The organism is Phenylobacterium montanum, assembly GCF_018135625.1.
Taxonomy (GTDB): domain Bacteria; phylum Pseudomonadota; class Alphaproteobacteria; order Caulobacterales; family Caulobacteraceae; genus Poindextera; species Poindextera montana.
In genome coordinates this window covers 190,308-204,620 of record NZ_CP073078.1, presented here as the reverse complement: position 1 = coordinate 204,620, position 14,313 = coordinate 190,308, and the positions used below count along the sequence as shown (strand labels likewise).

The following is a 14,313-nucleotide window of genomic DNA, read 5'->3' as shown; positions in this document are numbered from 1 at the left end:
ACTTATGACCAGGCATAGAGGGCGTAGCCGAGCAGGCCCGCCACGCCGAGCAACATCACGAAGGCGTAGTGGTAGAGGTAGCCGGTCTGGAAACGCCCGACGCGCTTGCCGACCGCGGCCGAGACCGCGGCGAAGCCGTTGGGGCCCAGGCCGTCGATCATCTTCTGGTCCCCGCCCTTCCAGAACAGGTCGCCCAGGGCCTTGGCCCCGCGCACGAAGATGAACTCGTAGACCTCGTCGAAGTACCACTTGTTGTAGAGGAAGCTCCACAGGATGCCCTTGCGGGCGGCGATCCGCGCGCCCATCCCCTCGTTGAGGATGTAGGCCCAATAGGCGCCGACGAAGCCGATGGCGGTCACCGTCAGCGGCGCCCAGACCACGATGGCCGGCAGATGGCCCTCGAAATCCAGCACCTTGTTGGTCAGCAGGGCGAAGACGGCGCCGTTCCAGAACTCGCCGCGGCCTTCGCCGACGAAGTGCTGGTGGAAGGCCCAGCCGGCCGCGACCGCGCCGACCGACAGCACCAGCAGCGGGATGCGCATGATCCACGGGCTTTCGTGCGGCTCGTGGCCGTGACCGTGGTCGTCGTGCCCGTGGCCGTGATCGTCCTGGGCGTCCGTCAGAGGTTCGCTGTGAGTTTCGATCTGGGCCGCGCTGGCATGATCGTCATGACCGCGCGCGGCGTGGGCGTCGTGACCGTGAGCGTCATGCGCCCACTTGGCGGTCCCGTGGAAGGTCATGAAGATCAGGCGCCAGGAGTAGAACGAGGTCAGGCCGGCGGCGAGGATGCTGATCACGAAGGCGTAGGCGGCGACCGGGATGTGCGGGCCGCCCTGGGCCAGGCCGGCCATGTAGGCCGAGTTGATGATCGCGTCCTTGGAGTAGAAGCCGGCGAAGCCGAGCTCGATCCCCGGCAGGCCGACGCCGGTGATGGCCAGGGTGCCGATGACCATGATCGCATAGGTCATGGGCAGCTTGTTCCACAGCCCGCCCATCTTCCGCATGTCCTGCTCGTGATGCATGCCGACGATCACGCTGCCGGCGCCCAGGAACAGCAGGGCCTTGAAGAAGGCGTGGGTGAACAGGTGGAACATTGCGCCCTGATAGGCGCCGACGCCCGCGGCGATGAACATGTAGCCCAGCTGCGAGCAGGTCGAATAGGCGATCACCCGCTTGATGTCGTTCTGGGCCAGGCCGACCGTGGCGGCGAACAGGGCGGTGATGGCGCCGACGCCGGTGACGATCTGCTTGGCCACCGGGGCGTATTCGAACATCGGCGACAGCAGGCAGACCATATAGACGCCGGCGGTGACCATGGTCGCCGCGTGGATCAGGGCCGAGACCGGGGTCGGGCCTTCCATGGCGTCCGGCAACCAGGTGTGCAGGAAGAACTGGGCCGACTTGCCCATGGCGCCGACGAACAGCAGCGAGCAGGCCAGGTCCATGCCGCTCCAATAGTGGCCGGCGAAGAACCAGGTCTGGCTGGCGTGGGCGGCGACCTGCGGGAAGATGTCGGCGAACTTGATCGAGCCGAACATCCAGAAGGTGGTCATGATGCCGAGGGCGAAGCCGAAGTCGCCGACCCGGTTGACCACGAAGGCCTTGATGGCGGCCGAAGAAGCGCTTTCCTTGCGGAACCAGAAGCCGATCAAAAGGTACGAGGCCAGGCCCACTCCTTCCCAGCCGAAGAACAGCTGCATGAAGTCGGCGGCGGTCACCAGGGCCAGCATGGCGAAGGTGAACAGCGACAGATAGGCGAAGAACCGCGGCTTTGAGTCGTCCTCGGCCATGTACCCCCAGCTGTAGAGGTGCACGAGGGCCGAGACCGTGGTCACCACGATCAGCATCACCGAGGACAGAGTGTCGACGCGAACCGACCAGGCCGACTGGAAGGCGCCGACATTGATGAAGGGCATGATCTCGCCGACGAACGGCTTCCAGGCCCCGCCGGTGACGTTCAGGAAGGTCATCCAGCCCAGCAGGCAGGACAGGAACAGAAGGCCGGTGGTCACCGCCTGCGAGGCGACATTGCCGATCCGGCGGCCGGCCAGGCCGGCGACCGCGGCGCCGAACAGCGGCGCCAGGACCAGGACTTTGACGAGAAGATCGGGGCTCATGGACTCAGCTCAGCCCTTCATCACATTGACGCCGTCAACCGCGATGTCGCCGCGGTTGCGGAAGAAGGTGACCAGGATCGCCAGGCCCACGGCCGCCTCGGCGGCGGCCACGGTCAGCACGAACATGGCGTAGATCTGGCCGGTGACCTGGTGCAGGTAGACCGAGAAGGCCACCAGGTTGATGTTCACCGCCAACAGGATCATCTCGATCGACATCAGGATGACGATCACGTTCTTGCGGTTCACGAAGATGCCGAACACCCCGATGGTGAACAGGATCGCCGCGACGACGAGGTAGTGCGCCAGGCCGATGGTCATTCGCCCCACCCTTCCCCGCTCTTGATCTGGACAACATGCATGCCGGTGGCCGGCGTGCGCGCGACCTGGTTCAGGATCGACTGGCGGCGCACGCCCTTGCGATGGCGCAGGGTCAGGACGATGGCGCCGATCATGGCGATCAAGAGCACGATCCCCGCCGCCTGGAAGAAATAGACATAGTCGGTGTACAGCACCCGCCCGATCGCCTCGGCGTTGGAGAGGTTCGGGTCGGGGACAAGGGCTTCCGCGCCCTTGACCGCACCGCCGTTGACCACGGCCATGCTGACCAGGACCATTTCGATGACCAGCACCAGCGCCACGGCCATGCCTATGGGCAGATATTGGACGAAGCCGCCCCTCAAGGCCGCAAAGTCCACGTCCAGCATCATGACCACGAACAGGAACAGCACCGCCACGGCGCCGACATAGACGACCACCAGCAGCATGGCCAAGAACTCGGCGCCCAAGAGCACGAACAGGCCTGCCGCGCTGAAGAAGGTCAGGATCAGGAACAGCACCGAATGGACCGGATTTCGGGCCATGGTCACTGAGAATCCCGCCCCCAGCGTCACCGCCGCAAGCAGATAGAAGGCGATCGCCGTCAAGGCCATGAGCCCCTGCGCTCCTTAACTCCAAGTCGAAAGGACGAGGCCCCCCGAGTCGCGGCCCGTCTTAGCGGTAGGCCGCATCCAGTTCCAGATTCTTCGCGATTTCCCGCTCCCAGCGGTCGCCGTTGTCCAGCAGGCGCTGCTTGTCGTAGTACAGCTCCTCGCGGGTCTCGACGGCGTACTCGGTGTTCGGGCCCTCGACGATCGCATCCACCGGGCAGGCCTCCTGGCACAGGCCGCAATAGATGCACTTCACCATGTCGATGTCGTAGCGCGTGGTGCGGCGCGAGCCGTCGTCGCGCGGCTCGGCCTCGATATAGATGGCCTGGGCCGGGCAGATGGCCTCGCACAGCTTGCAGGCGATGCAGCGCTCTTCCCCGTTGGGATAGCGGCGCAGGGCGTGCTCGCCCCGGAAGCGCGGCGACTGCGGGCCGCGCTCGAAAGGATAGTTGATGGTGCGCTTGGGGCGGACCAGATGCTTCATGGCGAGGCCGAAGGCCCCGGCGAAATCCAGCAGGGCCGCGCCCTGGGCCGCCTGCTTCACACGCGCGCCGAACGACATCTCAACCTCCATGCCCGGGGCCGAAGACCCGCCAGGCGGAAACCAGGACCACGGCCACGCCGGTCGTGGGCAGCAGCACCTTCCAGCCCAGCCGCATCAGCTGGTCGTAGCGGTAGCGCGGCACGATCACCCGGACCATGATGAACATGAACAGCCAGAAGATGGTCTTCACCAGGAAGCAGAACAGGCCGAAGAAGCTGGCCAGCCAGGGGTTCCAGTGCTCGGTTCCCAGATCGATCGGCGACTGCCAGCCGCCCATGAAGAAGGTCGCCAGCAGAGCGCTCATCAGGATGATGTTGCACATCTCGGCCAGGTAGATCATCAGGTACAGCCCTGACGAGTATTCTATCTGATAACCCGCCACGAGTTCGGACTCAGCTTCCGGAAGGTCGAACGGCGGGCGGTTGGTCTCGGCCAGGGCCGAGATGAAGAAGATCACCATCATGGGGATCATCACCAGCGTCAGGGGCAGGCCAGCTACCCCGCCGCCGCCGAACATGTTCCAGTGCCAGAAGCCGCCGGCCTGATGGGCGACGATGTCCTGCAGCTTCATCGAGCCGGTCAGGATCACCACGGTGATGATCACGAAGCCGATCGAGACTTCGTAAGAGACCATCTGCGCCGCCGAGCGCAGGGCGCCCAGGAAGGGGTATTTCGAGTTCGAGGCCCAGCCGGCGAACATCACCCCGTAGACGCCCAGCGACGAGATGGCGAACAGGTAGAGGATGCCGACATTGATGTTGGAGATCACCCAGCCAGGCGCGAACGGGATCGCCGACCAGGCGGCGAAGGCCAGCACGGTCGACAGGATCGGGGCCAGGATGAAGACGAACTTGTCCGCCCCGTCGGGGATCACCAGTTCCTTCAGGATGAACTTGCCGAGGTCGGCGAAGGATTGGAACAGGCCGATCGGCCCCACCACGTTGGGGCCTTTGCGCATCTGTGCGCCGGCGAAGATCTTGCGCTCGGCGTAGATCACATAGGCGACGCACAGCAGCAGGACGACGGTGACGATCAGGATCTGGGCGAGCGTCAGGCCGAACCAGGCCCAGGCGGGAAGACCTTCGTGGATCATGCTTATTCCGCCGCCATCAGCTTGCCGCGCGCGGCGGCGACGCTGGCGGAGCATTCCGCCATGGTCACGCTGGCCCGTGCGATCGGGTTGGTGAAGTAGAAATCCTTGACCGGGCTGGCGAAGGGCGCGTCCGAAACCTCGCCCCTGGCGCCCACGGCCGAAAGGTCCAGCGCCGCCGGCGTCGCGCCCGGCGCATGGTCGATGGCCCCGAAGCTCGGATGGTCGGTGAACAGCTTGTTCCGCAGTTGCGCCAAGCTGTCATAGGGCAAGGTCTTGCCCAGCTGCGCCGACAGGGCGCGCAGGATGGCCCAGTCCTCCCGTGCCTGGCCGCGCGGGAACACCGCCCGCTGGCCCATCTGCACCCGCCCCTCGGCGTTGACGTAGAGGCCGTCCTTCTCGGTATAGGCCGCGCCCGGCAGGATCACGTCGGCGCGATGCGCGCCAGCGTCCCCGTGCGTGCCCAGATAGACCACGAAGGCGTCGGTCGCGGAGAGATCGAGCTCGTCGGCGCCCAGCAGGAACAGGACGTCCAGCGCCCCCTTCTTAACTTGGTCCGCCGCGGCAAGGCCGCCCTCGCCCGGGACGAAGCCCAGGTCCAGGCCACCGACGCGGCTGGCCGCGCCATGCAGGATGTTGAAGCCGTTCCAGCCCTCGGCGACCACGCCGAACTTGCCGGCCGCTTCGGCCGCCAGGGCCAACACCGCGGCGCCGTCCTCGCGGGCCACCGCGCCGGCGCCCAGGATGATTAGCGGCTTCTTGGCGTCCTTGAACACCTTGGCGAAACCGCTGCGCGCCTTGATCAGGCTGGCCAGGGAAGCCGGGCCGGCGCCCAGGTACTCATACTTGAACGTCAGGTCGGCCTGCTCGCCGATCACGCCCACGGCGACGTCGCGCTGCACCCAGTTGCGGCGCAGGCGGGCGTTCAGCACCGGGGCTTCCAGCTTGAGGTTGGTCCCGATCAGCAGCACCGCGTCGGCCTCGTCCAGGCCGGCGAAGGTGGAGTTGAACAGCCAGCTCTCGCGCGGGCCGGCGCCCAGCTTGGCCCCGTCCTGGCGGCAGTCGAGGTTCTTGACCCCCAGCGAGCCGAACAGGTCCAGCGCCGCCTTCATCGATTCCGAGTCCTGCAGGTCGCCAGCCACGACCCCAATGCGCTCCGACTTGGCCGCGCCCACCTTGGCGGCCACCGCGGCGAAGGCCTCGGCCCAGGTGGCCGGCTTCAGCTTTCCGCCCACGCGCACATAGGGCTGGTCGAGCCGTTGCCGGCTCAGCCCGTCGCAGGCATAGCGGGTCTTGTCCGAGATCCACTCCTCGTTGATCTCTTCATTGACCCGCGGCAGCACCCGCAGCACCGCATTGGCGCGGGCGTCGACGCGGATCGCGGCGCCCATGGCGTCCATCACGTCCACGCTTTCGGTCTTCTTCAGCTCCCAGGGCCGGGCGTTGAAGGCGTAGGGCTTGGAAGTCAGGGCGCCGACTGGGCAGAGGTCGATGACATTGCCCGACAGCTCGCTGGTCACCGCCTGTTCGAGGTAAGTGGTGATCTCCACGTCCTCGCCGCGCGAAATCAGTCCGATCTCCGGCTGGCCGGCGACCTCGGTGATGAAGCGCACGCAGCGGGTGCACTGGATGCAGCGGGTCATGACCGTCTTGATGAGCGGCCCCATGAACTTCTCTTCGACCGCGCGCTTGTTCTCGATGTAGCGCGTGCCGTCGCGGCCGAAGCCCATCGACTGGTCCTGCAGGTCGCACTCCCCGCCCTGGTCGCAGATCGGGCAGTCCAGCGGGTGGTTGATCAGCAGGAACTCCATGACCCCTTCGCGGGCCTTCTTCACCATCGGCGTGTTGGTGAAGATCTCCTGCTTGTCGGCGGCCGGCAGGGCGCACGAAGCCTGGGGCTTGGGCGGGCCGGGCTTCACTTCCACCAGGCACATGCGGCAGTTGCCGGCGATCGACAGCCGCTCGTGGTAGCAGAAGCGCGGGATCTCCTCCCCGGCCAGCTCCGCCACCTGCAGCACCGTCATGCCGGGCTCGAACTCGACCTCGACGCCGTTGACCTTGGCTATCGGCATTACGCGCTCCTACTCCGCCGCGACCAGCGTGGCGCCCTGAACATGCGGGCGTCCGGCGCGGTAGGCGGTGATGCGGGCCTCGATTTCGGGGCGGAAGTGGCGGAACAGGCCCTGGATCGGCCAGGCGGCCGCATCGCCGAGGGCGCAGATGGTGTGGCCCTCGACCTGGCTGGCGACGTCGAGCAGGAGGTCGATCTCCTTCATCTCGGCCTCGCCGGTGGCCATGCGCTCCATCACCCGCCACATCCAGCCGGTGCCTTCACGGCAGGGGGTGCACTGGCCGCAGCTCTCGTGCTTGTAGAAATAGGAGATGCGGGCGATGGCGCGGACCAGGTCGGTGGACTGGTCCATGACGATCACCGCCGCGGTGCCCAGGCCCGACTTCAGCGCGCCCAGGCTGTCGAAGTCCATCAGCGCGGTCTCGGCCTCGTGCGCGGGGATCATGCGCACCGACGATCCGCCCGGGATCACGGCCTTCAGGTTGCCCCAGCCGCCGCGTACCCCGCCGCAATGGTCTTCCAAGAGCTGCTTCAGAGGGATCGACATCGCCTCTTCCACATTGCACGGCTTTTCCACGTGGCCGGAGATGCACATCAGCTTGGTGCCGGTGTTGTTCGGCCGGCCGAACCCTGCGAACCACCCTGCCCCGCGGCGCAGGATCGTACCCACCACCGCGATGCTCTCGACGTTGTTGACCGTGGTCGGGCAGCCATAGACGCCGGCGCCGGCGGGGAACGGCGGCTTCAGCCGCGGCTGGCCCTTCTTGCCTTCCAGGCTTTCCAGCAGGGCGGTCTCGTCGCCGCAGATATAGGCGCCGCCGCCGTGGTGGACGCGGATGTCCAGGTCCCAGCCGTGGACATTGCCCTTGCCGATCAGCTTGGCCTCGTAGGCCTCCTTGACCGCCTCTTCCAGGCGCTCGCGCTCATGCACATATTCGCCGCGGATATAGATGAAGCAGGTGTGCGCCCGCATGGCGTAGCTGGCGATCAGGGCGCCTTCGATCAGAAGGTGCGGGTCATTGCGCAGGATCTCGCGGTCCTTGCAGGTGCCGGGCTCGGATTCGTCGGCGTTGACCACCAGATAGTGCGGCCGCTCGCTCTCCTGCTTGGGCATGAAGGTCCACTTCAGGCCGGTGGAGAAGCCCGCGCCGCCGCGGCCTCTGAGGCCGGAGTTCTTGATCTGCTCGCAGATCCACTCCGGGGTCATGGACAGCATGTCCTTGGTCGCGTTCCAGGCGCCGCGCTTCTTCGCCCCCTCCAGCCGCCAGTCGTGCAGGCCGTAGAGGTTGGTGAAGATGCGGTCCTTGTCTTCGAGAATGCCGACCATGCCTCAACTCCAAAGCCCGGAAAGACCGGCCGGGCCGCCGCCGCGCAAATCCCCTCCCGAGGCTCTACGAACCGCGGGCGAGGAATCGCGCTCGGACATAGCGCCTGCGCAGCTGGAAACCAACCGCGAATTGGAGGCTGCGGCGCCATCGGCTGTGTGAAGCTTGCGTGGGCGGCGCTGCGCTCGTCCCTCAGGCTCAGGCGTGGGGGGCGCCAAGGCCAGTGTGGAGCGCTCCGTTCCCGCCTGGGGCCGAACGAAAGCGGATATCGAATCGCTCCAGATAGGCCGCCAGCCGCCGCACCGATTGTCCGGAATCGGCGAAACCCACATAGCCGTCCGGCCGCACCAGATAGAGGGCGTCCCGGGCCAGGCCCGCCCGTCGCGCCTCGGGGGTCCAGGGGAAACGCTGCAGGCCCAGCCCCCACTCGGCGCAGGCGTCGCGCAGAGGCGCGCGGGGCTCGCCATAGACCTGGGCCTGCCAGCCGAAGCCCAAGGCGCGCTCGGTGAAGCGATAGGCGCCGACAGGCTGGTCCGGTCCGTCCGGAGCGCCCTCCGGCGGCATGGGCTCGAGCGGGAACGGCGGCTGCAGGGTGTCGAAATTGGCCGGCTCGCCCAGCGGCTTGACCCATGGCAGGCGATCCCCGCCGCGCACGCGGCCTGCGCGCCCCCAGCAGGCCTCGCCGCCGCGATAGCTGACGCCGACCTGGGAGATCACCCCGAACAGCCAGCGCGCGACCCCGGAAAGGCGCATGAGCTCCGGCGCCGCAGCGATCAGGGCGCCGCGTACGCCCGCCGCCAGGCCCCCTCGCTGCGCCTGCATGGTGAAGCCGCGGTCGGTGGTGGCGGCGATCTGGCGGGCGGCCTCCCGGCGCTCGGCCTCATAGGCGCCCAGCAGCGCCTCGTCGGCGCCGCCCCGCAGCACCGCCCCCAGCTTCCAGGCCAGGTTGACCGCGTCGCCGACGCCGGCGTTCAGCCCTTGCCCGCCGGCCGGGCTATGCACGTGGGCCGCATCGCCCAGGAGAAACGCCCGCCCCCTTCGCCAGGTCTCGGCGATGCGCTGGCGCACGCGATAGGCGGCGAAGGATTCCACCCTGCCGATCTCCAGACCCGTATCCTGCTCGATTTGTGGCCGCAGATCCTCGAACCCGAACTGAGACAGGCGCTCGCGGACGCTGCGCGGGACCAATCCGATCAGGCGCAACCGCCCCCGGCCCCGGCGCGGGAACACGCTGCACAGCTCCTGGCCGTTCATGACATAGTGCAGGTCGCCGTCTGCCAGGCCGCCCCTGGCCTCCACATCGGCGACATAGAAGAATTCCTCGAGCGAGCGCCCGGGGAAATCGATCCCCACCAGTTGCCGCACGATCGAGCCGACGCCGTCGCAGCCGCAGACATAGGCCGCTTCGCAGAGCCGGTCGCCGCCCGTCGGTCCGCGCAGGCGCGCCCGCAACAACGGGCCGCGGTCGTCGAGGTCGACCAGCTCGACCCCGCGCTCGACCTGCACACCCGCTTCGGCCAGATGCTCGATCAGCAGGCGTTCGTGTTCATCCTGCAGCAGCACCAGGACAAACGGAAACGGACTGATCCCCCGGCCGAAGTCGCCCAGCGGAATGGCGTGCGACCGGCCATCGTGGTGGACATGCAGCCGGTCGACCATCCGTCCCCGGGCGATAGCCTCGCGGGCGATCCCCAGCCGGTCGTACAGTTCCAGGGTTCGGGCCTGCAGGGCGAAGGCGCGGGCGCTCATGCCCGGCTCGGGCGCGCGATCGACGATCCGTACGGCCACACCCAGCCTCGCGAGCCAGAGCGCAAGCACCAGCCCGGTGGGCCCGGCGCCGACGATCAAGACCTCGGTTTGCATGGCGCGCCCTGTTGCCGCAAAACTCTGGACCGGGGGACCACGGGGCGCCATGCGGCGCATTGAGGCAGATCAGCCCTGACCGACGGGTCGCGGGGTCAGGGCCTGCGCTTCATGCCCAGCACCAGCCAGACCTGGGCGGCGAAGCCCGCCAGGATCGCGCCTGCGAACACCGCACCCATCCAGGCTAGGTGAAAGGAGATGAAACCCACCGCCCCGGCCAGGGCCGTGAACAGACAGGCGACATTGATCGCCGCCATCACCACCAGCCGCCGGCGCTGAACCGCGACATCAATGGGCGCCGGGCCGGTCAAAGGGCCTCCGGCGGCTGCGGCTCGCGCGGCGTATTCTCCTTCACCCAGCGGCGACGGCGGAAGAAGGCGACCACCAGCATGGCCCAGCCGATCGCGATGCCGACCAGGCAGGCCAGCATCAGGAGCACGCCGAACCGCATCAGAAGCGTCGGCTGCACCATGCCCAGGATCTGCACCACCACCAGGAAGGCCAGGCCGATGCCGATGATCCGCCCGCCCCACAGGGCATAGGGCTGGCCGGCCGCCCGCCACTGCTCGCGGAAGGCCTTGAGTTGGTCGGCTTCGGTCATTGAGCCGGCGCTTTGGCCCCGCCCTTATCCGGCGCGTTCGGCAGGCTCTTGATCTTCTTGGCCCGCGAGCCGTCATAGAGCGACGGATCGGTCAGGGTCTGCGGCCCGCCCAGAGGCTCGGAACAGGAACGGCCGACATAGGAGCCGGGCTTAGGGTTCTCGCCCTTGGCGAAGTCGTCGATGATCTTTTCCAAGATCTCGGGCGTCAGGTCTTCGTAATAGTAGTCGTTGATCGCGATCACCGGCGCGTTGGAGCAGGCGCCGACGCACTCGACCTCCTCCCAGCTGAACCGGCCATCGGCTGAGCGATGGTCCTTGTGGCCGATCTTCGCTTCGCAGACTGCCTTCAGGTCGTTGGCCCCGCGCAGCATGCAGGGGGTGGTGCCGCAGAGCTGCAGGTGCGCCACCGTGCCGACCCGCTCCAGCTGGAACATGGTGTAGAAGGTCGCCACCTCGAACACCCGGATCACCGGCATCGAGAGGGTCTCGGCCACCACGCGGATGGCCGGCTCGGAAACCCAGCCCTCCTGCTTCTGCACCAGCCAGAGCAGCGGGATCACCGCCGACTGCTGGCGGCCGGCGGGATACTTGGCGATCCACCAGTCGACCTTTTCCTTGGTCTCCTTGGTGAAGGCGAAGGAAGCGGGCTGGTCTTTGGACAGGCGACGGACGGACATTCTCGGTTCCTACAGCTGACCCGGCAGGATCAAACTAAACTTGCGCTCATCCCCGCGAAGGCGGGGATCCAGATTCATCCACCAGCGCCCGGTGTGCCTCACCTGGGTCCCCGCCTTCGCGGGGATGAGCGCCAATTTGAAAGCCTTCGACTTACCGATCGATCTCGCCGAACACGATATCCAGCGAACCCAGCACGGCCGAAACGTCGGCCAGCATGTGGCCGCGGTTCATCCAGTCCATCGCCGCCAGGTGGGGGAAGCCCGGCGCGCGGATCTTGCAGCGATAGGGCTTGTTGGTGCCGTCGCTGACCAGATAGACGCCGAACTCGCCCTTGGGCGCTTCGACGCAGGCGTAGACCTCGCCCGGCGGGGTGTGGAAGCCCTCGGTATAGAGCTTGAAGTGGTGGATGAGCGCCTCCATCGAGGTCTTCATCTCGGCGCGGCGCGGCGGCACGACCTTGTGATCCAGGGTCATCACCGGCCCGGGCGTACCTTTGAGCCGCGCCACGCACTGCTTCATGATCCGGATCGACTGGCGCATCTCCTCGACGCGGCAGAGGTAGCGGTCGTAGCAATCGCCGTTCTTGCCGAGCGGGATGTCGAACTCCAGCTCGTCATAGCACTCGTAGGGCTGGTTGCGGCGCAGGTCCCAGGCGATGCCGGAGCCGCGCACCATCACCCCGGAGAAGCCCCAGGCGATCGCCTCTTCCTGCGTCACCACGCCGATGTCGACGTTGCGCTGCTTGAAGATGCGGTTGCCCGTGACCAGGCCCTCGATGTCGTTCAGCACCTTGGGGAAGCTGTCGCACCAGTCGCCGATATCGTTCACCAGCGCTTCCGGCAGGTCCTGGTGAACTCCGCCGGGGCGGATGTAGTTCGAGTGCAGGCGCGCGCCGCAGGCCCGCTCATAGAACACCATCAGCTTTTCGCGCTCTTCGAAGCCCCACAGCGGCGGGGTCAGCGCGCCGACGTCCATGGCCTGGGTGGTGACGTTGAGCAGGTGGTTCAGGATGCGGCCGATTTCCGAATACAGCACCCGGATCAACTGGCCGCGGACCGGAACCTCGACCTTCATCAGCTTTTCGATGGCCAGGCAGAAGGCGTGCTCCTGGTTCATCGGCGCCACGTAGTCCAGGCGGTCGAAATAGGGGATGTTCTGGAGGTAGGTGCGCGCCTCCATCAGCTTCTCGGTGCCGCGGTGAAGCAGGCCGATGTGCGGGTCGACGCGCTCGACGATCTCGCCGTCCAGCTCCAGCACCAGGCGCAGAACGCCATGGGCCGCCGGGTGCTGCGGGCCGAAGTTGATCGAGAACTTGTGCTCCCCCTCGGTGCGCGCCGAGTCGGAAAGCTCGGGCATCGGATGCCCGGGGAGCGTATGAAGATCGTCAGCCATCAGCCTTACGCGCCCTTCTTTTCATCGCCGGGCAGGACGTAGGTCCCCTGCGCCCCTTCCCAGGGCGAGAGGAAGTCGAAGGCCCTGAATTCGGCGATCTTCACCGGCTCATAGACCACCCGCTTCTGTTCGTCGTCGTAGCGGACCTCGACATAGCCGGTCATCGGGAAGTCCTTGCGCAGGGGATAGCCCTGGAAACCGTAGTCGGTCAGCAGCCGGCGCAGGTCCGGGTGGTTCGAGAAGCTGACGCCGTACATGTCGAAGGCCTCGCGCTCGAACCACTCGGCGCAGGGATAGACGCCGATGATGGTCGCGACGGGCGTGTCCTCGTCGGTCTCGATCTTGACCCGCACGCGGCGGTTCTTCGAGAGGGATAGCAGGTGATAGACCACGTCGAACCGCTTGGCCCGCTCCGGATAGTCGACGCCGCAGAGGTCGATCAGCTGGTTGAAGCGAAAGGCCGGGGAATCGCGCAGCAGGGTCAGGGCTTCGACGATCCGGTTCGCATGGGCGTAGAGGTTCAGCTCGCCATAGGCGACCTCGAAACGGCCGATGGCGCCGGCGCTGTCGGCCACGGCGCGCTCGCCCAGCGCGGTCAGATCCTCGTCGGAAACAGCATAGATCATCGCTCGATGGTCCCCGTCCGGCGGATCTTCTTCTGCAGCTGCAGCACGCCATAGACCAGGGCCTCGGCGGTGGGCGGGCAGCCCGGGATATAGATGTCGACCGGCACCACCCGGTCACAGCCCCGCACCACCGAATAGCTGTAATAGTAGTAGCCGCCGCCGTTGGCGCAGCTGCCCATCGAGATCACGTAGCGCGGCTCGGGCATCTGGTCGTAGACCTTGCGCAGGGCCGGGGCCATCTTGTTGGTCAGGGTGCCGGCCACGATCATCACGTCCGACTGGCGCGGGCTGCCGCGGGGGGCGAAGCCGTAGCGCTCGAGGTCGTAGCGCGGCATGGACGCCTGCATCATCTCGACCGCGCAGCAGGCGAGGCCGAAGGTCATCCACATCAGCGAGCCCGTCCGGGCCCAGTTGATCAGGTCATCCGTCGCGGCGGTGACGAAGCCCTTGTCGGCCAGCTGGTTCGACACCCCGTCGAAATAGGGGTCGTGCAGCCTGGGGTCATAGCCCTCGACGGAGCTGCGGCCGGCCGAGCCGGCGGGAACGATCACTCCCATTCCAGGGCGCCCTTCTTCCACTCATAGATAAAGCCGACGGTCAGCACGCCGAGGAAACACATCATCGACCAGAACGAAAACACCTGGACGTGATGCGGCAGCTTCATCAGCGCCACGGCCCAGGGGAACAGGAAGGCCACTTCCAGGTCGAAGATGATGAACAGGATCGAGACCAGGTAGAAGCGCACGTCGAACTTCATCCGGGCGTCGTCGAAGGCGTTGAAGCCGCATTCGTATGCGGAGTTCTTCTCCGGGTCCGGCGACTTGGGCGCGATCAGCACCGGGAGAATCGCGAAGGCCAGGCCGATGATGGTGGCGAGGCCGAAGAACACCACGATCGGCAGGTATTGCAGCAGGAAGGCGTTCATGGGGCCCTTTCGAGGAGAGCGGCCGGCGAGAGTCGCGGGCGTTGTAGCCCAAGCCCGCCGGGGGTTCAAACACACCTTCACGGAAGAATTTGCGATCGCGACAAGCTGCCTGTTGACAGCCAACCCCGGCCCGCCCTATGTCACGCGCCTTGCTT

The 14,313-nt window shown here is 66.7% G+C and carries 15 protein-coding genes; all 15 read right to left on the bottom strand.

Features of this window, described 5'->3' with window-relative positions; translation table 11 throughout:
* Positions 1-2 precede the first annotated feature (2 nt).
* The 15 genes from nuoL to KCG34_RS00950 all read right to left on the bottom strand — a co-directional run bounded on the left by nuoL (position 3) and on the right by KCG34_RS00950 (position 14,158).
* Positions 3-2,117, bottom strand: coding sequence for an NADH-quinone oxidoreductase subunit L (gene nuoL, locus KCG34_RS01020; protein WP_211938556.1), 2,115 nt, complete (start codon positions 2,115-2,117; stop codon positions 3-5).
* 9 nt (positions 2,118-2,126) lie between these two features.
* Entirely contained in the window at positions 2,127-2,435 is a 309-nt protein-coding gene (nuoK, locus tag KCG34_RS01015) for an NADH-quinone oxidoreductase subunit NuoK (RefSeq protein ID WP_211938555.1), read from the bottom strand.
* Positions 2,432-3,046 (bottom strand): NADH-quinone oxidoreductase subunit J, encoded by a 615-nt coding sequence (locus KCG34_RS01010; protein WP_211938554.1) that lies wholly within the window; start codon positions 3,044-3,046, stop codon positions 2,432-2,434. Before KCG34_RS01010 ends, nuoK begins: the two co-directional genes overlap by 4 nt.
* A 61-nt stretch (positions 3,047-3,107) precedes the next feature.
* Entirely contained in the window at positions 3,108-3,605 is a 498-nt protein-coding gene (nuoI, locus tag KCG34_RS01005) for an NADH-quinone oxidoreductase subunit NuoI (RefSeq protein WP_211938553.1), read from the bottom strand.
* Between the two features lies 1 nt (position 3,606).
* On the bottom strand, positions 3,607-4,680 hold the full coding sequence (nuoH, locus tag KCG34_RS01000) for an NADH-quinone oxidoreductase subunit NuoH (RefSeq protein WP_211938552.1): 1,074 nt from the start codon (positions 4,678-4,680) through the stop codon (positions 3,607-3,609).
* Between the two features lie 2 nt (positions 4,681-4,682).
* Positions 4,683-6,749 carry an NADH-quinone oxidoreductase subunit NuoG gene (gene nuoG, locus KCG34_RS00995; protein ID WP_211938551.1) on the bottom strand — a complete coding sequence of 689 codons (2,067 nt, stop codon included), beginning with the start codon at positions 6,747-6,749 and terminating at the stop codon, positions 4,683-4,685.
* Between the two features lie 9 nt (positions 6,750-6,758).
* The gene (nuoF, locus tag KCG34_RS00990; protein ID WP_211938550.1) at positions 6,759-8,075 is read right to left on the bottom strand and encodes an NADH-quinone oxidoreductase subunit NuoF; all 1,317 of its coding nucleotides are present in this window, start codon (positions 8,073-8,075) and stop codon (positions 6,759-6,761) included.
* Positions 8,076-8,271: 196 nt separating this feature from the next.
* Positions 8,272-9,936: an FAD-dependent monooxygenase gene (locus tag KCG34_RS00985; protein ID WP_211938549.1), complete on the bottom strand. Its 1,665-nt coding sequence runs from the start codon at positions 9,934-9,936 to the stop codon at positions 8,272-8,274.
* A 95-nt stretch (positions 9,937-10,031) separates the two neighbouring features.
* On the bottom strand, positions 10,032-10,247 hold the full coding sequence (locus KCG34_RS00980) for a hypothetical protein (protein WP_211938548.1): 216 nt from the start codon (positions 10,245-10,247) through the stop codon (positions 10,032-10,034).
* Positions 10,244-10,537 carry a hypothetical protein gene (locus KCG34_RS00975; protein WP_211938547.1) on the bottom strand — a complete coding sequence of 98 codons (294 nt, stop codon included), beginning with the start codon at positions 10,535-10,537 and terminating at the stop codon, positions 10,244-10,246. Before KCG34_RS00975 ends, KCG34_RS00980 begins: the two co-directional genes overlap by 4 nt.
* A complete protein-coding gene (gene nuoE / locus KCG34_RS00970) occupies positions 10,534-11,214 on the bottom strand; it encodes an NADH-quinone oxidoreductase subunit NuoE (protein ID WP_211938546.1) in 681 nt (226 codons plus the stop codon). The genes KCG34_RS00975 and nuoE overlap by 4 nt, the downstream gene beginning before the upstream one ends.
* 151 nt (positions 11,215-11,365) lie before the next feature.
* Positions 11,366-12,571, bottom strand: coding sequence for an NADH-quinone oxidoreductase subunit D (locus KCG34_RS00965; RefSeq protein WP_249138167.1), 1,206 nt, complete (start codon positions 12,569-12,571; stop codon positions 11,366-11,368).
* A 41-nt stretch (positions 12,572-12,612) separates the two neighbouring features.
* Positions 12,613-13,233: an NADH-quinone oxidoreductase subunit C gene (locus KCG34_RS00960; protein WP_211938544.1), complete on the bottom strand. Its 621-nt coding sequence runs from the start codon at positions 13,231-13,233 to the stop codon at positions 12,613-12,615.
* Positions 13,230-13,811 (bottom strand): NuoB/complex I 20 kDa subunit family protein, encoded by a 582-nt coding sequence (locus KCG34_RS00955; protein WP_211938543.1) that lies wholly within the window; start codon positions 13,809-13,811, stop codon positions 13,230-13,232. The genes KCG34_RS00960 and KCG34_RS00955 overlap by 4 nt, the downstream gene beginning before the upstream one ends.
* Positions 13,781-14,158: an NADH-quinone oxidoreductase subunit A gene (locus KCG34_RS00950; RefSeq protein WP_211938542.1), complete on the bottom strand. Its 378-nt coding sequence runs from the start codon at positions 14,156-14,158 to the stop codon at positions 13,781-13,783. The genes KCG34_RS00955 and KCG34_RS00950 overlap by 31 nt, the downstream gene beginning before the upstream one ends.
* Positions 14,159-14,313: the final 155 nt, after the last annotated feature.

Coding starts and splice junctions, on each gene's coding strand:
- nuoL (WP_211938556.1), bottom strand. CDS start 2,117: ATGAGCCCCGATCTTCTCGTCAAAGTCCTGGTCCTGGCGCCGCTGTTC.
- nuoK (WP_211938555.1), bottom strand. CDS start 2,435: ATGACCATCGGCCTGGCGCACTACCTCGTCGTCGCGGCGATCCTGTTC.
- KCG34_RS01010 (WP_211938554.1), bottom strand. CDS start 3,046: ATGGCCTTGACGGCGATCGCCTTCTATCTGCTTGCGGCGGTGACGCTG.
- nuoI (WP_211938553.1), bottom strand. CDS start 3,605: ATGTCGTTCGGCGCGCGTGTGAAGCAGGCGGCCCAGGGCGCGGCCCTG.
- nuoH (WP_211938552.1), bottom strand. CDS start 4,680: ATGATCCACGAAGGTCTTCCCGCCTGGGCCTGGTTCGGCCTGACGCTC.
- nuoG (WP_211938551.1), bottom strand. CDS start 6,749: ATGCCGATAGCCAAGGTCAACGGCGTCGAGGTCGAGTTCGAGCCCGGC.
- nuoF (WP_211938550.1), bottom strand. CDS start 8,075: ATGGTCGGCATTCTCGAAGACAAGGACCGCATCTTCACCAACCTCTAC.
- KCG34_RS00985 (WP_211938549.1), bottom strand. CDS start 9,936: ATGCAAACCGAGGTCTTGATCGTCGGCGCCGGGCCCACCGGGCTGGTG.
- KCG34_RS00975 (WP_211938547.1), bottom strand. CDS start 10,537: ATGACCGAAGCCGACCAACTCAAGGCCTTCCGCGAGCAGTGGCGGGCG.
- nuoE (WP_211938546.1), bottom strand. CDS start 11,214: ATGTCCGTCCGTCGCCTGTCCAAAGACCAGCCCGCTTCCTTCGCCTTC.
- KCG34_RS00965 (WP_249138167.1), bottom strand. CDS start 12,571: ATGCCCGAGCTTTCCGACTCGGCGCGCACCGAGGGGGAGCACAAGTTC.
- KCG34_RS00960 (WP_211938544.1), bottom strand. CDS start 13,233: ATGATCTATGCTGTTTCCGACGAGGATCTGACCGCGCTGGGCGAGCGC.
- KCG34_RS00950 (WP_211938542.1), bottom strand. CDS start 14,158: ATGAACGCCTTCCTGCTGCAATACCTGCCGATCGTGGTGTTCTTCGGC.